This is a genomic window from Aurantibrevibacter litoralis (assembly GCF_034651555.1).
GTDB classification, from domain to species: Bacteria; Bacteroidota; Bacteroidia; order Flavobacteriales; family Flavobacteriaceae; genus Aurantibrevibacter; species Aurantibrevibacter litoralis.
In genome coordinates, this window is the sequence record NZ_JAYEEQ010000002.1 from 282,233 (window position 1) to 300,944 (window position 18,712).

The 18,712-nt window shown below is 39.9% G+C and carries 15 protein-coding genes and 2 tRNA genes; 10 read left to right on the forward strand and 7 right to left on the reverse strand.

What is annotated here, in order from left to right:
* Nucleotides 1-19 precede the first annotated feature (19 nt).
* Nucleotides 20-430 carry a DUF4293 domain-containing protein gene (locus U1E44_RS03280; RefSeq protein WP_322929617.1) on the reverse strand — a complete coding sequence of 137 codons (411 nt, stop codon included), beginning with the start codon at nt 428-430 and terminating at the stop codon, nt 20-22.
* Nucleotides 431-619: 189 nt separating this feature from the next.
* Here U1E44_RS03280 and rho point away from each other — a divergent pair, with 189 nt between their 5' ends.
* Entirely contained in the window at nt 620-2,281 is a 1,662-nt protein-coding gene (rho, locus tag U1E44_RS03285) for a transcription termination factor Rho (RefSeq protein WP_322929618.1), read from the forward strand.
* Nucleotides 2,282-2,801: 520 nt separating this feature from the next.
* Here the strand turns inward: rho and rpsT are convergent.
* From rpsT to proS, 4 genes are all read right to left on the reverse strand, one after another.
* Complete coding sequence (gene rpsT, locus U1E44_RS03290; protein ID WP_322929619.1) at nt 2,802-3,053, reverse strand: 30S ribosomal protein S20; 252 nt, start codon at nt 3,051-3,053, stop codon at nt 2,802-2,804.
* Nucleotides 3,054-3,103: 50 nt separating this feature from the next.
* Nucleotides 3,104-3,175: transfer RNA gene (locus U1E44_RS03295), tRNA-Glu, on the reverse strand.
* An 83-nt stretch (nt 3,176-3,258) separates the two neighbouring features.
* Nucleotides 3,259-3,330, reverse strand: a tRNA-Glu gene (locus U1E44_RS03300).
* A 79-nt stretch (nt 3,331-3,409) separates the two neighbouring features.
* Nucleotides 3,410-4,885, reverse strand: a complete 1,476-nt coding sequence (gene proS, locus U1E44_RS03305; protein ID WP_322929620.1) for a proline--tRNA ligase — start codon at nt 4,883-4,885, stop codon at nt 3,410-3,412.
* Between the two features lie 99 nt (nt 4,886-4,984).
* On the opposite strand from proS, the gene U1E44_RS03310 reads away from it, so the two are divergent.
* Both U1E44_RS03310 and U1E44_RS03315 read left to right on the forward strand, forming a co-directional pair.
* On the forward strand, nt 4,985-6,337 hold the full coding sequence (locus U1E44_RS03310) for a hypothetical protein (protein WP_322929621.1): 1,353 nt from the start codon (nt 4,985-4,987) through the stop codon (nt 6,335-6,337).
* 42 nt (nt 6,338-6,379) lie between these two features.
* Nucleotides 6,380-7,885, forward strand: coding sequence for an OmpP1/FadL family transporter (locus U1E44_RS03315; RefSeq protein WP_322929622.1), 1,506 nt, complete (start codon nt 6,380-6,382; stop codon nt 7,883-7,885).
* Nucleotides 7,886-7,924: 39 nt separating this feature from the next.
* Here the strand turns inward: U1E44_RS03315 and U1E44_RS03320 are convergent, their stop codons facing one another.
* Entirely contained in the window at nt 7,925-9,316 is a 1,392-nt protein-coding gene (locus U1E44_RS03320) for a T9SS type B sorting domain-containing protein (RefSeq protein ID WP_323673842.1), read from the reverse strand.
* A gap of 286 nt (nt 9,317-9,602) precedes the next feature.
* Here U1E44_RS03320 and folE point away from each other — a divergent pair, with 286 nt between their 5' ends.
* The 7 genes from folE to U1E44_RS03355 all read left to right on the forward strand — a co-directional run bounded on the left by folE (nt 9,603) and on the right by U1E44_RS03355 (nt 15,702).
* The gene (folE, locus tag U1E44_RS03325; RefSeq protein WP_322929624.1) at nt 9,603-10,283 is read left to right on the forward strand and encodes a GTP cyclohydrolase I FolE; all 681 of its coding nucleotides are present in this window, start codon (nt 9,603-9,605) and stop codon (nt 10,281-10,283) included.
* Between the two features lie 13 nt (nt 10,284-10,296).
* Nucleotides 10,297-11,778, forward strand: a complete 1,482-nt coding sequence (gene cysS / locus U1E44_RS03330; protein WP_322929625.1) for a cysteine--tRNA ligase — start codon at nt 10,297-10,299, stop codon at nt 11,776-11,778.
* A 244-nt stretch (nt 11,779-12,022) separates the two neighbouring features.
* Nucleotides 12,023-12,244 carry a membrane protein insertion efficiency factor YidD gene (yidD, locus tag U1E44_RS03335; RefSeq protein ID WP_322929626.1) on the forward strand — a complete coding sequence of 74 codons (222 nt, stop codon included), beginning with the start codon at nt 12,023-12,025 and terminating at the stop codon, nt 12,242-12,244.
* Between the two features lie 111 nt (nt 12,245-12,355).
* On the forward strand, nt 12,356-13,315 hold the full coding sequence (gene lgt, locus U1E44_RS03340; protein WP_322929627.1) for a prolipoprotein diacylglyceryl transferase: 960 nt from the start codon (nt 12,356-12,358) through the stop codon (nt 13,313-13,315).
* Nucleotides 13,316-13,343: 28 nt separating this feature from the next.
* Nucleotides 13,344-13,838: a DUF192 domain-containing protein gene (locus U1E44_RS03345; RefSeq protein ID WP_322929628.1), complete on the forward strand. Its 495-nt coding sequence runs from the start codon at nt 13,344-13,346 to the stop codon at nt 13,836-13,838.
* An 8-nt stretch (nt 13,839-13,846) separates the two neighbouring features.
* Nucleotides 13,847-14,365 carry a GNAT family N-acetyltransferase gene (locus tag U1E44_RS03350; protein WP_322929629.1) on the forward strand — a complete coding sequence of 173 codons (519 nt, stop codon included), beginning with the start codon at nt 13,847-13,849 and terminating at the stop codon, nt 14,363-14,365.
* 71 nt (nt 14,366-14,436) lie between these two features.
* A complete protein-coding gene (locus U1E44_RS03355; protein ID WP_322929630.1) occupies nt 14,437-15,702 on the forward strand; it encodes an ABC transporter ATP-binding protein in 1,266 nt (421 codons plus the stop codon).
* Between the two features lie 34 nt (nt 15,703-15,736).
* On the opposite strand, the gene secDF is transcribed toward U1E44_RS03355, so the two are convergent.
* Entirely contained in the window at nt 15,737-18,691 is a 2,955-nt protein-coding gene (gene secDF / locus U1E44_RS03360; protein ID WP_322929631.1) for a protein translocase subunit SecDF, read from the reverse strand.
* Nucleotides 18,692-18,712 lie beyond the last annotated feature (21 nt).

The following is an 18,712-nucleotide window of genomic DNA, read 5'->3' on the forward strand; positions in this document are numbered from 1 at the left end:
TACAACTAAGATGTTAGGTTTAACGCAAGCGATCCGCAGATTTTACGAGATCCTCATCCTGCTTTATAGCCCTATTGGCAAGGACTAAAAAAACGATAGAAACTACAGGAATCAGCATCCCAATACCCTTCTCAGAAACCACAGTCTCTCCAGATAAATTTAGCGATCGGTACACGAAAAATCCTAAAATAAAAAGATTTACAATGAGATTAACACGGTTAATCACAAATTGATTTTTTCTGTTTTTAAATCCTAAAATAGCAACCAATGCCAGCACCGCTGTCGCATAGAACGCAACAGAAATGAGCACCTCTTTTTGGGAAAATATTTCATTTCCGGAAGCATCATACCAAAGATGAAGCCAAAACGGCAAAACGGCACCCAACACTATTACAACTACCAAATATAACGTTTGTATTCTCTGAATCATTGTCCTTTTCACTCTTGAGAATACAAAAATAAGGTCTTTTTAAAATTTCACGATCAAATATTGAAAATATTTTGTAATTTCGCAGCATTATTAGTTTAGCACTTACCTAAAGAGGGAAGCTTTCCCGAATAATACACAAGTAAGAACACCTTCAGATTTACGATACAAGTATAACTTATTCAAGACTTAATGTTTGAGATTTCAGATTTAAAATCAAAAAAGCTACCTGAGCTTCAGGAAATAGCGCAAAAATTAAATGTACCTAAGTACAAAACCATAAAAAAAATGGATTTGGTCTATCAAATTCTCGATCTTCAGGCTGCAAGCCCAAAAATCGTAGAACACAAAATAGCCCCGGAAACTGCGGCCGTAGCAAAGGAAATACATCCGAAACAGGATAACGTTCAGAACAAATCCAAGCGATCTAGAATTGTGACTGAAAAAAAAGATAACAAGCCTAATCCGAATGCCACTAAACAGCCTTCAGCGCAAGTAGATACCAAAGACCCGGAAACAAAAATAGAAAAAACAGCAACGCCATTAGAAAGTGATACCAAAAGGCCGGTGTTTAATACAACCCCTAAGAACCAAAAAGAACATCCTAAACAAACTGCGCCCCAACACAAGAACCCGAACCAAAAAAAGACTTTTCCACATCAAAAAAACAATGTGGACAAGAATAACAGCAATTTCGATAAGGACCTAAAAAATAAATACAAAGAACCGGAATTTGAGTTTGACAGTATTATTGAAAGTGAAGGCGTGCTCGATATTATGCAAGATGGCTACGGTTTTTTACGCTCATCCGATTACAACTACCTTTCCTCTCCAGACGACATTTATGTGTCGCAATCTCAAATAAGACTGTTTGGGCTAAAAACTGGAGACACCGTTCTAGGCAATGTGCGACCGCCAAAGGAAGGTGAAAAATATTTCCCCTTAATAAAGGTGAACAAAATTAACGGATTAAGCCCGCAAGTTGTACGCGATAGGGTCTCTTTTGAGCACTTAACCCCCTTATTCCCTAAGGAAAAATTTAGATTAGCAGAACGGCAAAGCACCATTTCCACGCGTATTATCGATTTGTTTTCGCCTATTGGAAAAGGGCAACGGGGCATGATCGTGGCACAACCCAAAACGGGGAAGACTATGCTTTTAAAGGATATTGCAAACGGCATTGCCGCCAATCATCCAGAAGTGTACCAAATTATTTTATTGATTGATGAACGTCCGGAAGAGGTTACCGACATGCAACGCAATGTGCGTGGTGAAGTGGTAGCATCTACCTTTGACAAAGAAGCTACAGAACATGTTCGGGTGGCGAATATTGTCTTGGAAAAGGCAAAACGTTTGGTAGAATGTGGACACGATGTGGTAATTCTCCTAGATTCTATAACCCGTTTGGCCAGAGCCTACAACACGGTACAACCAGCGTCGGGAAAAGTATTAAGTGGTGGAGTAGATGCCAATGCGCTACACAAACCAAAACGATTTTTTGGGGCGGCTCGAAACATTGAAAATGGCGGTTCCTTATCCATTATAGCCACAGCACTTACAGAAACCGGCTCTAAAATGGATGAAGTTATCTTTGAAGAATTTAAGGGAACCGGAAATATGGAATTGCAGTTAGATCGAAAAATATCGAACCGAAGAATTTTCCCGGCAATCGACCTAACCTCATCCAGCACTCGTAGAGATGATCTTTTATTAGATGAAAACACCTTACAACGCATGTGGATTCTTCGCAAGTATTTGGCCGATATGAACCCGGTTGAAGCCATGGAATTTATTGAACAACGCATAAAACAAACTAAGAATAACGAAGAATTCTTGATGACTATGAATCAATAGACCTATCACGGATAACACCAATTATAGCGAAGCCCCATTTATGCCAATGCATTTTTGGGGCTTTTTGTAGTACTAAACGGAAACAATACGATGCGCTGTCTTCCCAATTTTTAGGAGTACTCCTTATTCCAAGGTGTTGCTCTTTTTTGTAGCACGGTGTTTAAAATTAGTACGCTTACCCATTATTCATTTTGACTAGATTTCTTTAATTTTTACCCTAGCCTAAAGGCTTAATCGAAGCAATCTTCATTACTTCCTTCAGGATGGAGAAAACTAATGAAGATTTTAGTATGGAATAAGTACTCCATAATTAAAATGCACAACGGGTTACTTTTATATGATTTTGGTAACCTACGTACCTGTAATACATTTCACGTTTGCCAATACCTAAAGGCGAATGGTAGCACAACCCAATGAATGTATAGACATCAACGAAAACGACTAGAATCAAAAAAAAATGAATAAAAAAACCGTTCATCATTAGAAGAACGGTTCTATATTATACAAAAGCCTAACGTGCTTATAAAGCAGCTATTTTCTTTGCTAATTTACTTTTAAGGTTAGAGGCCTTATTGGCATGAATAATATTACGTTTAGCCAATTTATCTATCATACTTACCACAGTAGGAAAAAGTGTCTCGGCTGCTTTCTTATCTTCTTCCGATCGCAATCTTTTAATTGCATTACGGGTGGTTTTGTGCTGATATCTATTTCTTAGACGCACTGCTTCGTTTCTACGGATTCTTTTTAATGCCGACTTATGATTTGCCATTTTTACCTGTTTGTTACGTTTATGTGGCGTAATGCCTCCTTATTTTTTTGTAGCCCGTAGGGGAATCGAACCCCTGTTACCAGGATGAAAACCTGGCGTCCTAACCCCTAGACGAACGGGCCTAATTTACTTCGATTTTTAATTAAGATACTGAACTATATTCAATAAAATTAATCCTGAAATTTCAGTAACCCATTAAACCTTGTAGTCCGTAGGGGAATCGAACCCCTGTTACCAGGATGAAAACCTGGCGTCCTAACCCCTAGACGAACGGACCGTAAGCCTGCATAAATGCGGATGCAAAAATACAATTATTTTTAACTATCGCAACACCTATATCTTATTTTTTACTTCTTTTAATAGGCCTTCGCAAAGAGCACTCTGCCCAATGACGGTTTTCCGGTAACCATGCAGTTTCCCATTTCACTTTTACGATCTATAGGAATGCATCGGATGGTGGCCTTGGTTTCGTCCTTTATTCTGAGTTCTGTGGCCGCCGTACCATCCCAATGCGCCGCTATAAAGCCTCCTTTTTGAGCCAATACCTCTTGAAATTCGTCATACGTATTTACTTCAGTAATATGATTTTCCCTATATTCAAAGGCTTTTTTGTACAAATTTTGTTGTATATCTTCCAGTAAAAATTCAATTTTAGCCACCACATCGCTGTTTGCTACCGTTTCCTTTGTAAGGGTATCTCTACGGGCAATTTCAAAAGTGCCATTATCCAAATCTCTTTGGCCAATGGCCAAGCGCACTGGAACACCCTTTAGTTCATACTCGTTAAATTTAAACCCGGGTTTGTGGGTGTCCCGTGTATCATATTTCACAGAAATCCCTTTAGAGCGCAACTCCTTAACCAACGGGTGTACCGTTTCAGAAATTTCATCTAATTGTGATTCTCCCTTATAAATGGGGACAATTACCACTTGTATCGGTGCTAATTTAGGTGGAAGCACTAGGCCATTATCATCGCTATGTGTCATTACCAAAGCGCCCATGAGCCGGGTAGAAACACCCCAAGAAGTAGCCCACACATACTCCTGTATACCTTCTCTGGAAGCAAATTTAACATCAAAGGCTTTGGCAAAGTTTTGTCCTAAAAAATGAGACGTTCCTGCTTGAAGTGCTTTTCCGTCCTGCATCAATGCCTCAATACAATAGGTTTCCAATGCACCCGCAAAACGCTCGCTGGCTGTTTTTGTTCCTTTAATGACGGGTACTCCCATAAATTGTTCTACAAAATCTGCATACACATGCATCATTTGTTCGGCCTCGGCTATAGCCTCCTTTTCTGTTTCATGAGCAGTATGTCCTTCTTGCCATAAAAATTCTGAGGTTCTCAAAAAAAGGCGTGTTCGCATTTCCCAGCGCACTACATTGCACCATTGATTAATAAGCAGTGGCAAGTCTCTATATGATTGTATCCATTTTCTATAGGTATCCCAAATAATGGTTTCTGATGTGGGTCGCACAATAAGTTCTTCTTCCAGTTTTGCCTCCGGATCTACTATAATCCCAGTACCATCTTCGGCGTTCTTTAATCGGTAATGCGTAACCACAGCGCACTCCTTAGCAAAACCCGCTACGTGGCTAGCTTCCTTACTAAAATAAGACTTTGGAATAAACAACGGAAAATATGCATTCTCATGTCCCGTTTCCTTAAACATGGTGTCTAATTGCTGCTGCATTTTCTCCCAAATCGCAAATCCGTAAGGTTTTATAACCATGCACCCCCGAACGCCGGAATTTTCAGCCAAATCGGCTTTTACTACCAATTCATTATACCATTTAGAATAATCTTCGCTTCGCTTCGTTAAATTTTTACTCATGTATTGTTAGTTTGGCATAAAACTTGTAATTTACTAAGTGTGAAATTAGTTGGGCAAAACTAACTATTTTTACAACGTGCAACAATAAAAATGAAGACGATGATACATTCCCTGCCCCTCTTTAAAAGAACCACAATTTTGATGCTATTGATATCGGTTACCTTTCTGGTTTCTTGTGGTTCCTACCAACAAGCATCCTATTATGATAATGATGGCATTTATGCCTCGGAATCCAGACGGGTTGAAGTGAACCGACCTGCAAATACATATGGGCAACGAAAAGCACAGGAGAATAATGCCTATACCGACTATTTCGCCCAAAAAGCTACTGAATTTGAGGGTATTTTAGAAAGTGAAATCTTTACGGATGTAGATGACTATTTTAGTGGTTCAGATCGTGATAGTCTCCAGGTGGCAGAACAAGGTAATTATTTTGAAAATTATAATGATTATAACGGTCAGGCCGGATGGGGAGACAATCCTACCAATGTGTCTATCAATTTTTATGAAAATCCCGGTTTTGGCTTCTACGGCTTTGGAAATCCTTGGTTGTGGGGAGGTTATGGATTTGGATACGGAGGGTTTGGCTTTGCAAATCCATGGCTTTGGGGAGGTTATGGCTTAGGATACGGAGGATTTGGTTATGGATTTAATCGTTTTGGCTTTGGCTACGGAGGGTTTGGTTTTGGCTACGGCGGATATGGTTATGGATTTGGTCGTTTTGGCTTTGGCTATGGAGGGTTTTATCGCCCCTATGGCCGATATGGTTTCGGTGGATTTCACGGACATCATAATTATGCGCTTGCCTCAGGAAGAAGAGGTTACAGCCGTAATGCGATTTCGGGAACAGGATTACGCAGCAACAACACTGCCTTGATCAGAAATGCAGGAAGAAGCAATCTAAATACCAGTAGAACATCGTCTGTAAACACTAGATCTTCTACACGTACTACCTCAAGCATTAATAGAAGTAGTGCCATAAACAACAGAAATGCAACCGCATACAGATCGGGTATTAGTGATAGAAGTCGGGTAAGTGCCGATGCGCTGGATAGAAACAGTACGTACAGAACAAGCCGAAGTACCAGGGCATTGCCTAATTACAACAATAGCAGCAGAAATTATCAATCTTACAGGTCTTCTGCTCCGGGAAGTAGCACCTACCAAAGAGGAAATCAAAATGGCAGTACGTACCGTAGTAGTGTTCCTAGAACCTCAGGGTATGCCAGGCCATCTGCAAGAAGCAGCAATAGTAGCGGCACATACAGGAGCTCCGGAAGCAGCTATTCCAGAGGTTCTAATATGGGTTCTATACGAAGCTCTTCCTCCAGATCTAGTAGCTCCGGAAGTGTGCGTAGCTCTGGCGGTGGTGTTTCCAGATCTTCGGGAGCTTCATCGGGTGGCGGCAGAAGCAGTGGTGGAGGTAGAAGTGGTGGAGGTAGAAGTAACTAATTCTTCACCCTAATAATCAATCCTATTTAAATCCCAAATACAATGAAAAAAAGTATTTCTTTCATCATGGCATTGGCATGCATGATGGTTAGTGCTCAAAATATTAATGATGTCCTTCGGTATAGCTCCGAGAATCTTCAAGGCACGGCACGCTTTCAAGGCATGGGTGGTGCTTTCGGAGCGCTAGGTGGCGACTTATCTGCACTTAATATAAACCCGGCGGGTTCAGCGGTTTTTAATTATGGACAAATTACCGTTTCGGGTACCAATTATAATCGCGACAATGATGCTACCTACTTTGGCACTACTAACAACCGGACGCTAAACTCACTAGAATTAAATCAGTTGGGAGCGGTATTTGTTTTTAAAAATACAGATGACAATTCGGATTGGAAAAAATTCTCCTTAGCCGTGAACTACGATTTAGTTCAAAACTTTGATGATGCGTTTTTTGTGTCGGGAAATAGCACCCAAGGTATAGACAATTATTTTTTAAGTTTTGCCCAAGGCGTTCCTTTTGGGCAGCTTACCTTGCGTGATGGCGAATTTATTGAAGATGCCTATTTGGATATCGGATCTAGCTTGGGTTTTGGTGCGCAACAGGCCTTTTTGGGCTACTTTGGAGGTGTCATAGACCCCGTAGCCCAAACCGACGAAAACACAGCATATATTTCTAATGCCCAGTACAGTACTGTTAATCAGCAATTTTTTCAGAGTACCTCGGGCTATAACAGCAAGATAACCCTAAATATGGCCTCGCAGTTTCAAGATGTGTTATATTTAGGAGCCTCGTTAAATTTTCATACGGTTGAATTTAACAAACTTACGCGCTTAACCGAAAGAGGATTTAATACTGATTCTGAAATTCAATTCATCAATTTTGATAATTTTCTGCATACCGAAGGCAACGGATTTTCTTTTAGTTTAGGTGCCATTGCCAAACTTAATGACGTGGTGCGCCTTGGTGGCAGTTACCAATCGCCCACATGGTACCGACTTGAGGATGACACCTCGCAGCGTATCAATTCTGATTTAGCAGATTCCGATATCAATTTTATCGACTTCAATGTCATCAACCTTTTTGAACGGTACACCATAAAAACACCCGGAAAACTAACCGGTAGCTTAGGTTTGGTTTTTGGCAAGGAAGGTCTTTTGAGTGTAGACTATGGGTATCAAGACATGTCTCAAGCTGAACTGAGACCCACTACCGATCCTGATTTTTCATCAGAAAATGACTTTATAGCCAATACATTGGGAGGTGTTTCATCGGTGCGGGTTGGCGGAGAGTATCGTATAGAACAACTAAGCTTACGGGCGGGCTACCGTTATGAACAAAGTCCGTACAATGACGGTAATACCATTGGGGATCTCAATGCCTATTCGGCCGGAATTGGTTATAGTTTTGGTTCTAACAGAATCGACTTTGCTTACAGCAGAAGTGAACAAGATTTTAATGCGCAGTTGTTTGATGCCGGCCTGCCCATACCCAGCCGTATTGCCAATACGCTTAACAACGTAACCCTAGGCTATAGTTTTAGTTTTTAACTTTCTAGAGAAGTCGCTTCGTAAAAGTGTGGTTTCTTATTACCTTTTTAAGGTAAAATGAGTGCGTAAACTACGTGCAATATTCACATTATCAATAACGATATCACTTTCTATACGGGAGTAGTCCATTCGAAACCAATAATCAGATGAAGGCATAGGTCTTCCGTTGAAGGTGCCGTCCCAGCCAAGCGTATTGGCATCCAATTGTTTCAAGAGTTTCCCGTAGCGATCATAAATAAAAACTAGCGGATTAGTCAGGGTTTCTATGCCCAAAATGTTCCAGAAATCATGAATGCCGTCTCCATTTGGTGTAAAAAATTTTGGATAGCCCACTACCAAAAATGGAATCGGTTCCGTAATGCCGCAACCGTTTTTATCATTAATAATAACCGTGTTAATACCCGGTGGCACATCTCTAAAAACAGCATCATCTTGAAAAAATCCACCATTAATTGCATATTCATAGTCGCTATTACCGGCTACCACAATTTCAATACTATTATTGTCAGACAAATCATCTATAATAATCACCTCTTCTAATAGAGGAACTCCAAAAAATGTAATTAGAATGTCGTCATTAATTATAACTCCCGCAAAGGTTTCAATTTCTATAAAATAGCGGCCGGAATTAGGGCTTGTCACTACCAATTCAGTTTCTCCAGCACCTGTAGCCAATACCGTATCTATGATGCCATCATCTTCCCAATCTACTGACCAAACCACATTTACAATATCTGGTCCTGCTGGAGATCGCAAGGCACTGAGCGTAATATCCGGATCGCCCTCACAGGCTACAATATCCAACCCTAAAAATTCGTCTCGCAATCGGCAATCAAGTGCAGTATTTTGATTTGCATTAACCGAATTCCCGGTAAAGGAGAGTGAAAAGGGTTCAGGGTCGTCATTAAAATTGGTGTTGAAGTTGTTTATAAGGATAAAATAGAGTTCTCCGGCTCTGACATTCAACCATTCATCATAGGTATTTTGGCTTCCTATTAAAAATGGAGCACCTACTTGACCATTTTCAGGGTTAACCCCAATGCCGGTAAAAGCTGTGGTGTTTACTTCATAATTACAGCGTATGGGTTGTGCGGTGCCATTACTAATATCGGCGCAGTCCACATCCGGGCCATATACGGCAAAATCCCATTCGGCCGTAGGCGAAAGGGCTTCAATATCAAACCCTAGCTGCCCATCGGTTCCTGCTCTGAATACATACCATGCGGTATTGTGCTCTATATTTGCAGAACTAATACTTCCTTTTTCCAAACATCCCGTTTGCCGAATTACATCCGGATCAAAATCGTCGATATCACCACTGCCATTAGTTTCGGAAAAAATAGGTGCATCTGCACAAACAGGAATGGCGGTTCTGCAATCCGGAGAATTTTGTGCTTTTATTACACAAATTGATAATAGCAAAAAGCACATTAGAATAAAATGTGTTCGCATAGTGTAAGGAGCTAACGTTAAAAGTTCAACCTTATCTATAACTTGACTAAAAGCTATTTAGTATGTTTAATCGGTAATTTATGTCGTTAATCGATAAACCGGCACCTATTTCTTTTTCCTTGATCAAAATTGGTATTGCGTTAGCCGATAAACGCACAAAGCAGTTTTAAATTCTGATCTGAATAAATTACAACCGGAAACGTTAAGAAAGGCATTAAATGTCATATTATACTTATCTTTGCCGCTTTAAAAAGCGATTCATTAGATGAATATAGATAGCACACTAGAAAAGAAATTTGAGGAGATGGGAGATGGTCATGTATCTTCTTCAGAAGATACCCCTTTGCGAAAAGATGCATTTCATAGTAGCGATACGGAAAAAATCGAGAAAATTGAGCACCACATAAAAGCGATCATGGATACGCTAGGGCTAGATCTCACAGACGATAGTCTTAAAGGCACCCCAAACAGAGTGGCAAAAATGTATGTAAACGAAATTTTTGCCGGATTGCACCCCGATCGAAAACCAAAATCGTCTACGTTCGACAACAAGTACAAATACGGTGAAATGCTGGTAGAAAAAAACATTACGGTGTACTCTACCTGCGAACATCATTTGCTGCCCATTGTAGGAAAAGCTCATATTGCCTATATTTCTAGCGGTAGCGTGGTAGGCTTATCTAAAATGAACAGAGTAGTAGATTACTTTGCGAAAAGACCGCAAGTGCAGGAACGACTCAATATACAAATCGTAAGAGAATTACAAAAGGTATTAAAAACTGAAGATGTAGCTTGCGTTATAGATGCCAAACATCTCTGTGTAAACTCTAGAGGAATCCGAGATATAGACAGCAGTACCGTTACTGCCGAATACGGAGGGAAATTTAAGGATGAAGCAGTGCGTAGAGAGTTTTTAGACTATATTAATTTAGAAACTCGCTTTTAAAGAAGTTTATTCCATGCCAATCTATAAAAATCAACTGCTTAAAGTATACAATTCACTAGCTGGTAAAAAGGAACCTTTTGAGCCGATAAATGAAGGTCACGTAGGGATGTATGTATGTGGCCCTACTGTGTATAGCAATGTTCATTTGGGTAATTGCCGCACCTTTATGTCTTTTGATATGATTTTTAGGTACCTCAGACATCTGGGCTACAAAGTGCGTTATGTACGGAATATAACCGATGCAGGACATCTAGAAAACGATGCCGAAGACGGAGAAGATAAAATTGGAAAAAAGGCACGTTTAGAACAATTAGAACCTATGGAAGTGGTATACCGGTATACCCTAGATTTTCATACTATTTTAGAAAAGTTCAACGTCTTGCCCCCTAGTATTGAACCCACCGCCACCGGACATATTATTGAACAAATAGAGATCATTAAGCAAATCCTTAGCAAAGGGTATGCTTATGAAACCAATGGATCTGTTTATTTTGATGTGGCAAAATTTAACACTACGCATACGTATGGCAAACTAAGTGGTCGCAAGTTAGAAGATATGATTGCCAATACAAGAGAATTGGCGGCTCAAGACGATAAGAAAAGTCCACAAGACTTTGCCCTTTGGAAAAAAGCTGAAATACAACATATTATGAGATGGCCTTCTCCATGGAGCGATGGCTTTCCGGGGTGGCATTTAGAATGTACGGCAATGAGCACCAAATATCTTGGAGAAACCTTTGATATTCACGGTGGTGGTATGGATCTTAAATTTCCGCATCATGAATGTGAAATTGCACAGTCGGAAGCGCTAAACGGTCACGCTCCGGTAAAGTATTGGTTGCATGCGAACATGCTTACATTGAATGGAAAAAAAATGTCCAAGTCCACAGATAATAATATTTTCCCCAATGAAATATTCTCCGGAGAAAACAAAATTCTAAGCAAACCATTTTCGCCTAGCGTCGTTCGTTTTTTTATGATGCAGGCACATTACACCAGTATCTTGGATCTTAGCAACGACGCCCTATTGGCATCAGAAAAAGGCTTTACAAAATTAATGGAGGCCGTAGAAGTACTGGACAGCTTAGAGCCAAATGCCACAACCCATATGGATGTGGCGCGTTGGAAGCAGAAATGCTACGACGCTATGAACGACGATTTTAATACCCCTATACTCATTGCACAACTTTTTGACGCCGTAAAAAACATCAATCTAATCAAAGAAGGGAAACAGTCCATTACCGTTGCTGATAAAAAGGAACTGCAAGAGAGCATGAAGGTATTTGTTTATGATATCTTAGGATTAGAATCCAGTAATTTCGGGGAAAAAGATACTGCCAAATTATCCGGAGTGGTAGAATTATTAATACAATTGCGAAATGAGGCACGCGCCAATAAAGATTTTGCGGTCTCAGACAGAATTAGGGATCAGTTAGCGGCATTGGGCATACAACTTAAAGATGGTAAAGAGGGAACGTCTTTTGTGATGTCGTAATTGCGAGACAACCAAAAAACACCAACCATTGCGCATTGGCATCGACGATTTTCATTTGACTAAACCCCATAACGGATGTTAAAAGAAATTCGGTATCGCATGAGATCTGGACGAATTCGCCACCTAGTAAACTACTTTTTATGTAATTTGTGGAGCTAAATGCTCTTGTAAAAAAGTGACACGCAGGAGTATGATTATCATAAGGCGTTCCATATGACGGCATAAAAGCAATAAAAATAGACACATGCAAAAAGTGCTAATAGCTCCTTTTATAATTTTGGTAAAATTGTACCAATACCTTATTTCTCCCTTAACTCCGGCTACATGCCGGTACGCACCCACCTGCTCCCACTACACTTTGGAGGCTCTAAAAAAACATGGGATTTTTAAAGGCGGTTGGCTTTCATTACGACGTATTTTCAGTTGTCATCCATGGGGCGGAAAAGGATATGATCCGGTACCGTAACACCTGAAATAGGGCGTAAAAGGTATTTTTTTAGAAGTTTCTATTTTGACCCATACAAGTTGTTACAACTTGGGTTATTTACTTATCTTAGTCGCTCAAAAAATATTACCTATGTACTTTTTAGGCTTTACGTGGAATCCCAATGAAACTTTGTTTAAACTTGGAGCCATACAAATTAAATACTACAATCTGCTTTGGATCATTGCCTTTGCTTTAGGCTGGTTTCTTATGAAAAAGATTTTCATGAAAGAAAAAAAGACACTAGAGCAATTAGACTCCTTGTTTATCTATACCGTACTTTCTACAATGCTCGGTGCTCGTTTAGGACACGTCTTCTTTTATGACTGGGCGTACTACAGCAATCATCTTTTAGAGATACTTTTACCTATTCGGGAAAGTCAAGGTAGTGCCTTGTTTGGTTTTATTAATGGATATGAATTTACGGGGTTCACCGGACTCGCAAGCCATGGTGCCGCCATAGGTATCATTATTGGTATGTACTTATACACCCGAAAATACCCTGAGTTTAAAATTCTTTGGATCTTAGATCGTATCGTAATCCCTGTAGCCATTGGAGCTTTCTTGGTTCGCTTGGGAAATTTCTTTAATTCTGAAATTAATGGAAAAATCGTAGATAAATCCTTTGCCTTTGCCACCCGATTTATACGAGACTCCGATGACCTCCCGGCCTATAAGGCTATGGGAGTTACTCAAGCAAAAACCGTAAACGAGGCCTATGACCTTATAGAAAAAGATTCCAGATTTTCATCGTATTTAGAAGCCATTCCGTATCGGCATCCGGCACAGTTATACGAAGGTTTTTGCTACATTTTTGTATTTTTAATCCTCTATTATTTCTATTGGAAAACAGACAAAAAAGACAAACCGGGATTTTTATTTGGCACCTTTTTGGTGCTATTATGGACTATTCGCTTTTTTGTTGAGTTTGTAAAAGAAAGGCAAAATGATTTCGATGCCTCCATGGAACTTTTATCTATAGGTCAATGGTTAAGCATCCCGTTTATTTTGGTTGGTTTCTACTTTATGTTCCGACCAAAAACAAATCGGTAAAAAGTGGATTTCCTATCACGAATAACCCATGAATCGTTTTAAATTTCTTTCTGGTTTTTTTCTTATTCTAAGCTTTGTAGTGCCCTATACTGCCTGTAAGGAAGCTAAAAACAGCACCATTGAAACTGTAAAACCCGTATTCGTAAAAGAAGGACAGTTATCCATTTTTACCCCAACCACAGATTCGTTGGTGGTTGAATTGGCTATTGAATTCGCTGAAACCGAGTACGAAACCCAAACCGGACTCATGTATAGAGACGCTCTAAAAGAATATGAAGGCATGCTCTTTGTTTTTTCGGAATCCGCTCTTCATTCTTTCTACATGAAAAATACCCAAATTCCGTTGGACATTCTATTTATCGATGAAAATTTTGAAATTGTCAGCATACATGAAAATGCAGAACCTTTTAATGAAACTGGTATTTCTTCTAAAGTACCCGTACGTTATGTCTTAGAAATAAATGCAGGACTTACCCAAAAATGGGGGATTTCTGTAGGAGACCGCATCGCCATTCAAAAATAAACTATCACATGAACTATCTTATGGAGGGCGCGGAAACAGATCGTTTAAAGTTTCGAAAACTAACTGAGGCCGATATGGCCGTTTGGCAGGCCTTTTATGAAGACCCAACAAGCACCGCGTATTGGAACGAACCAAATTCCAATCCTAAAATCGCGTGCTGCAAATGGTTTGAAGCTACATTTCAGCGTTATGACAACCGTCTTGGGGGAATGAATGCGCTTATCCATAAACAATCCGGAATGGTTATTGGACAATGTGGATTGCTTCTACAAACCATGGACGACCGTAAAGAACTCGAAATTGGATACGCCATGTTGCCCGAATTTCGAAACCAAGGATATGCCAGTGAGGCAGCAGAATGCTGCAAAAATTATGCCTTCACCCAGCATTGGGCAACCTCTTTAATTTCAATTATCCATATTGCCAATCTACCCTCTCAGAACGTTGCAAAAAAATTGGGAATGTTCTTAGATAAAACAACCACATACAAAGATAATCCCGTGCATATTTTCAGGGTTTTAGCCTAAAGCCTATATTCGTAAATTTGGCATATCTGCCAACTTTGGTGGTTTATTCTCATTAAAAACCTAGAAATAGCATGACCGATTCATCTCCAGGACATTGTGCCGTTTATGTAAAAAACAATGCCGATACCGCTTCACTAATCTCGGAATTGAAAAGGGGCACCGGCTTTAACGGTCTTTCGGAGCAAAAAGTGGCCTTGTTTTCCAAAGCCGTACTAGAACAGTATGTGGTGGAAGAGGATCGTCACGACCAAAAAATCATCACCAGAAATACCTCACAGTCATTGCTATCCATGTCGAGCGGGGAACAAAAAAAAGCGCTACTACATCATCTTTTAGAAACTTCTCCTGATGTTATCATTGTAGAGAACGCCTTCGATAATTTGGATGTGGATGCTCAAAAATTCCTTCGCGAGAAACTCTATTCCATTTCAAAAGAGGTTCGTATTATTCAGATCATGAGTAGAAAGGAAGATCGGCTAGACTTTATCACCAGCATGGTCGCTTGGGATAACAACCGCATACGCAAACTCGAAGTACGCGAGGCCACCACGTGGAACAGTAATACTAAAGCGTCTCCGTTTCAGGGATCTATTCCAGAACCCCTAAGACCGCATGCGTCCGAACAAAAAACACTGATCCTCTTCAAAAAGGTTTCTGTATCCTACGGAAGCAAATCCGTGTTACGAGATATAGATTGGGAGGTAAAATCCGGTGAGTTTTGGCAGCTTAGTGGCAAAAATGGCAGCGGAAAAACTACGATACTAACAATGATTATAGGAGACAACCCTAAAGCCTACGGCCAGAAAATCTATATATTTGGGAAAAAAAAAGGAAGTGGAGAAAGTGTGTGGGATATTAAAAACCGTATAGGCTATTTTACCCCTTCCATGACGGACAAATTTACGGGATACCACACGGTTGAATTTATGCTGTTATCGGGTTTTTTTGATTCTATAGGCCTGTACTGCACCCCCACCGAACGCCAATATCGCCTAGCTAAGGAATGGCTAAATTTAATTGGGCTATGGCCTTTAAAAGATATGCAATTTCATTCCCTTTCAGCCGGACAACAGCGATTAATTATGGTAACCCGAGCCATGATTAAACATCCTGAACTCTTAATATTAGATGAACCCACCGCAGGCTTAGACGATGAGAGTGCGGCTCTTTTTGTTACGCTTATCAACAAAATTTCAAAAGAGAGTACAATGACGATTATCTTTGTATCGCACCGATTTGAAGCCGGACTACATCCACAATTTAGTTATGAACTAATCCCCACAAACAAAGGATCTACGGGTAGGGTGATAAAAAATAACAAAGACGATCTTTACTAGATCGCCTTTGATTTTTGAGATAACGATATTGCCGTTAGCTATCTTTACCTTCTTGCGTTTTTTTGCCCAATGTATCATACATTATGGGGGTTGCAATAAATAAGGAAGAATAGGTTCCTACAATAATACCCACTATCATAGCGAACATAAAGCCTCTTAACGATTCACCACCAAAAACAAAAATAGCCAACAAAACCACTAAGGTAGTTAAGGACGTATTAAGGGTTCTGCTCAAGGTACTGTTTAGCGCTAAATTGGTATTCTCTCCCGATTTCCAACCTTTTTCTGCAATAATTTCGCGAATACGATCAAAAACAACTACCGTATCGTTAAGAGAGTAGCCAATAACCGTAAGAATAGCAGCAATAAATGCCTGATCTATTTCCATATTAAATGGCATAATTTTACCTACCAAAGAAAAGATTCCCAACACTATAAGCACATCATGAAAAACCGCTGCTACCGCTCCAAGAGAAAACTGCCATTTTCTAAACCGGAATAAAATATACAAAAACACCACGACTAAAGACCCTAAGATCGCCAAAAACGCATTCTTTTTAATGTCGTCTGCAATCGTTGGACCCACCTTTACCGATTGCAATATGCCAATAGATTTCTCCCCACTTCCAATAACAAAATCATCGTAGGTACTCCCATCCGGTAAATACTTCTGAAGGGATGAAAACAACTTATCTTGTATTTCATTATCTACTTCCACACCCTCTACATCTACCTTATAAGGTGTCGTAATTTTGATTTGATTGGCGTTGCCAAAGGTTTTTACATTGGTACCACTTCCAAAAACAGCATTGAGTTCCGAAGCAATTTCTGAAGGGTTCACGGCTTTTTCAAAACGCACCTGATAAGAACGACCTCCAATAAAATCGACACCTTGTTGTAAACCTTGGGTAAGTAAAGAAAATAATCCTATGCTGACCAATATCGCTGAGAAGATATAGCTGAACTTACGTTTCGACAGAAAATCGATATTGATATTCTTAAACAAGTTCTTCGTAAGCCTGGTAGAGAAATCCAAAGACCTTTCCTTTCCGCTACTATACCAATCTACTAATAATCGGGTAATAAAAATAGCGGTGAATAACGAGGTTATTATACCAATAATAAGGGTGGTTGCAAATCCTTTTATAGGACCGGATCCAAAAATAAATAAAATAATAGCTGTAAGACCTGTGGTAATATTCGCATCTAAAATAGAAGATAAGGCATTGCCAAAACCATCGGCAATGGCTTGAGATTTTCCCTTTCCCTTTGCCAACTCTTCTTTAATACGTTCAAAAATAAGTACGTTGGCATCTACAGACATACCGATAGTTAAAACGATACCTGCTATACCCGGTAAGGTAAGTACCGCATTAAGACTCACTAAAACTCCAAAGATGAGAAGGATATTTAACAACAGGGCGATGTCCGCAAACACTCCAGCTTTTCCATAATAAAAAATCATCCAAACCAATACAAACAACATGGCAATTAAAAAAGACGAAAAACCACTGTTAATAGCCTCCTGCCCTAAAGAAGGACCCACAATCTCGGATTGAATAATTTCGGCGGAGGCTGGTAATTTACCCGCCCGTAAGACATTAGATATATCTTTTGTTTCGTTGATGGTAAAACTTCCAGTAATCTCGGATCTCCCGCCCGAAATAGGACCTGAAGATACCCCCGGTGCGGTATAGACCTTATTATCTAATACAATGGCTATCCCCGTCTGATTATTAAACGCATCCCCTGTAAGTTGTTCCCACTCCTTGGCGCCACGGGTATTCATAGTCATCGAAACCGCAGGTCTTCCGAATTGGTCAAAATCATCTCTAGCATCACTAACCACATCGCCACTAATTCTAGGAAGGCCTTCCCTGTTTGATTTTAAGGCGTATAAATCTACGAGTTCCGAACCTTGCGTTGGTCTTTCCCAAGCAAATTTTACATATTGTAAATCAGAAGGAATAAGACGACGAATTTCTCGCATACGCAGGTATTCGCCTACCTTAGCCGTATCGGCAATAGCAAATTTTGCAATGCCGTAACCACTGGCAGGACCTCTAATAAGTGAAAGCAAAGGATTGGCCTCACTCGTTAAGTCTAAGGAATCCTGAGCGATATCGGAAAGTAAGGAATCTATTTCAGATTCTGGTTTAGGTTGCGCGGCCTCCGGTGCTACCAAAGCCCGTAGTTGCTCATTGGCCGCAACCAAAAAATTGGAAATACTGGGATTGCCCGGTTGGTAGGTTTCCCAAAATTCCAATTGGGCTGTACTGGAAAGTAGATCTTGTGCACGGGCAATGTCCTTTGCGCCCGGTAATTCTACTAAAATACGACCCGAGTTGCCTTCCCGTTGAATATTAGGTTGGGTAACGCCGAAACCATCTATACGTTCTCTTAGTACTTCAAATGCAGAAACTATAGATTCATCAATTTTGGTTCTTAATATACCCTTAACCTCATTATCATTCATTTGAAAATTGATCACCTCGCTCAATCCTTTATTGGCAAAGATATCGGGAGAGGCCAATTTGGTATCGCCTTTTATTTTGTCAAAGGCATCAAAAAATAAATTTAGGTAGGTATCATCGCTGCTTTTGGAAGCGGCATCCGCATCGGCCAACGCCTTATTAAAAATCGGATTTTTGGTATTGTTGGCTAGACCTTTAAGGATGTCCTTAATGGAAATCTGAAGTGTTACATTAATACCGCCTTTTAAATCTAATCCTTTATTGAGTTCCTTTTTTTTGGCATCTTCATAAGAAGTGTATCCAAAAATTGGATTGCTCCCCACAGAATCTAAATAGCGAGCTTCTAAGGCTTCTCTTTTAACAACATACTCATTTTCAGATTCGGGAACTTTGTTGACCGCAAAGGCTTTTGCATCATTTTCAACTTTGTTGGCGATAAAAGTATAGGATAGTTGGTATATGCTCACAATCCCAAACAGAAAAGCGAAAAGCTTTATAAGTCCTTTATTTTGCATGGATTAAATTATTTAGTGTTG

Excerpts from the sequence above, each read along its gene's own strand:
- U1E44_RS03315 (WP_322929622.1), top strand. The coding sequence starts at position 6,380 with ATGAAAAAAAGTATTTCTTTCATCATGGCATTGGCATGCATGATGGTT.
- U1E44_RS03345 (WP_322929628.1), top strand. The coding sequence starts at position 13,344 with ATGAATCGTTTTAAATTTCTTTCTGGTTTTTTTCTTATTCTAAGCTTT.
- cysS (WP_322929625.1), top strand. The coding sequence starts at position 10,297 with ATGCCAATCTATAAAAATCAACTGCTTAAAGTATACAATTCACTAGCT.
- U1E44_RS03320 (WP_323673842.1), bottom strand. The coding sequence starts at position 9,316 with ATGTGCTTTTTGCTATTATCAATTTGTGTAATAAAAGCACAAAATTCT.
- U1E44_RS03280 (WP_322929617.1), bottom strand. The coding sequence starts at position 430 with ATGATTCAGAGAATACAAACGTTATATTTGGTAGTTGTAATAGTGTTG.
- secDF (WP_322929631.1), bottom strand. The coding sequence starts at position 18,691 with ATGCAAAATAAAGGACTTATAAAGCTTTTCGCTTTTCTGTTTGGGATT.
- rho (WP_322929618.1), top strand. The coding sequence starts at position 620 with ATGTTTGAGATTTCAGATTTAAAATCAAAAAAGCTACCTGAGCTTCAG.
- U1E44_RS03310 (WP_322929621.1), top strand. The coding sequence starts at position 4,985 with ATGATACATTCCCTGCCCCTCTTTAAAAGAACCACAATTTTGATGCTA.
- rpsT (WP_322929619.1), bottom strand. The coding sequence starts at position 3,053 with ATGGCAAATCATAAGTCGGCATTAAAAAGAATCCGTAGAAACGAAGCA.
- yidD (WP_322929626.1), top strand. The coding sequence starts at position 12,023 with ATGCAAAAAGTGCTAATAGCTCCTTTTATAATTTTGGTAAAATTGTAC.
- proS (WP_322929620.1), bottom strand. The coding sequence starts at position 4,885 with ATGAGTAAAAATTTAACGAAGCGAAGCGAAGATTATTCTAAATGGTAT.
- lgt (WP_322929627.1), top strand. The coding sequence starts at position 12,356 with ATGTACTTTTTAGGCTTTACGTGGAATCCCAATGAAACTTTGTTTAAA.
- folE (WP_322929624.1), top strand. The coding sequence starts at position 9,603 with ATGAATATAGATAGCACACTAGAAAAGAAATTTGAGGAGATGGGAGAT.
- U1E44_RS03350 (WP_322929629.1), top strand. The coding sequence starts at position 13,847 with ATGAACTATCTTATGGAGGGCGCGGAAACAGATCGTTTAAAGTTTCGA.
- U1E44_RS03355 (WP_322929630.1), top strand. The coding sequence starts at position 14,437 with ATGACCGATTCATCTCCAGGACATTGTGCCGTTTATGTAAAAAACAAT.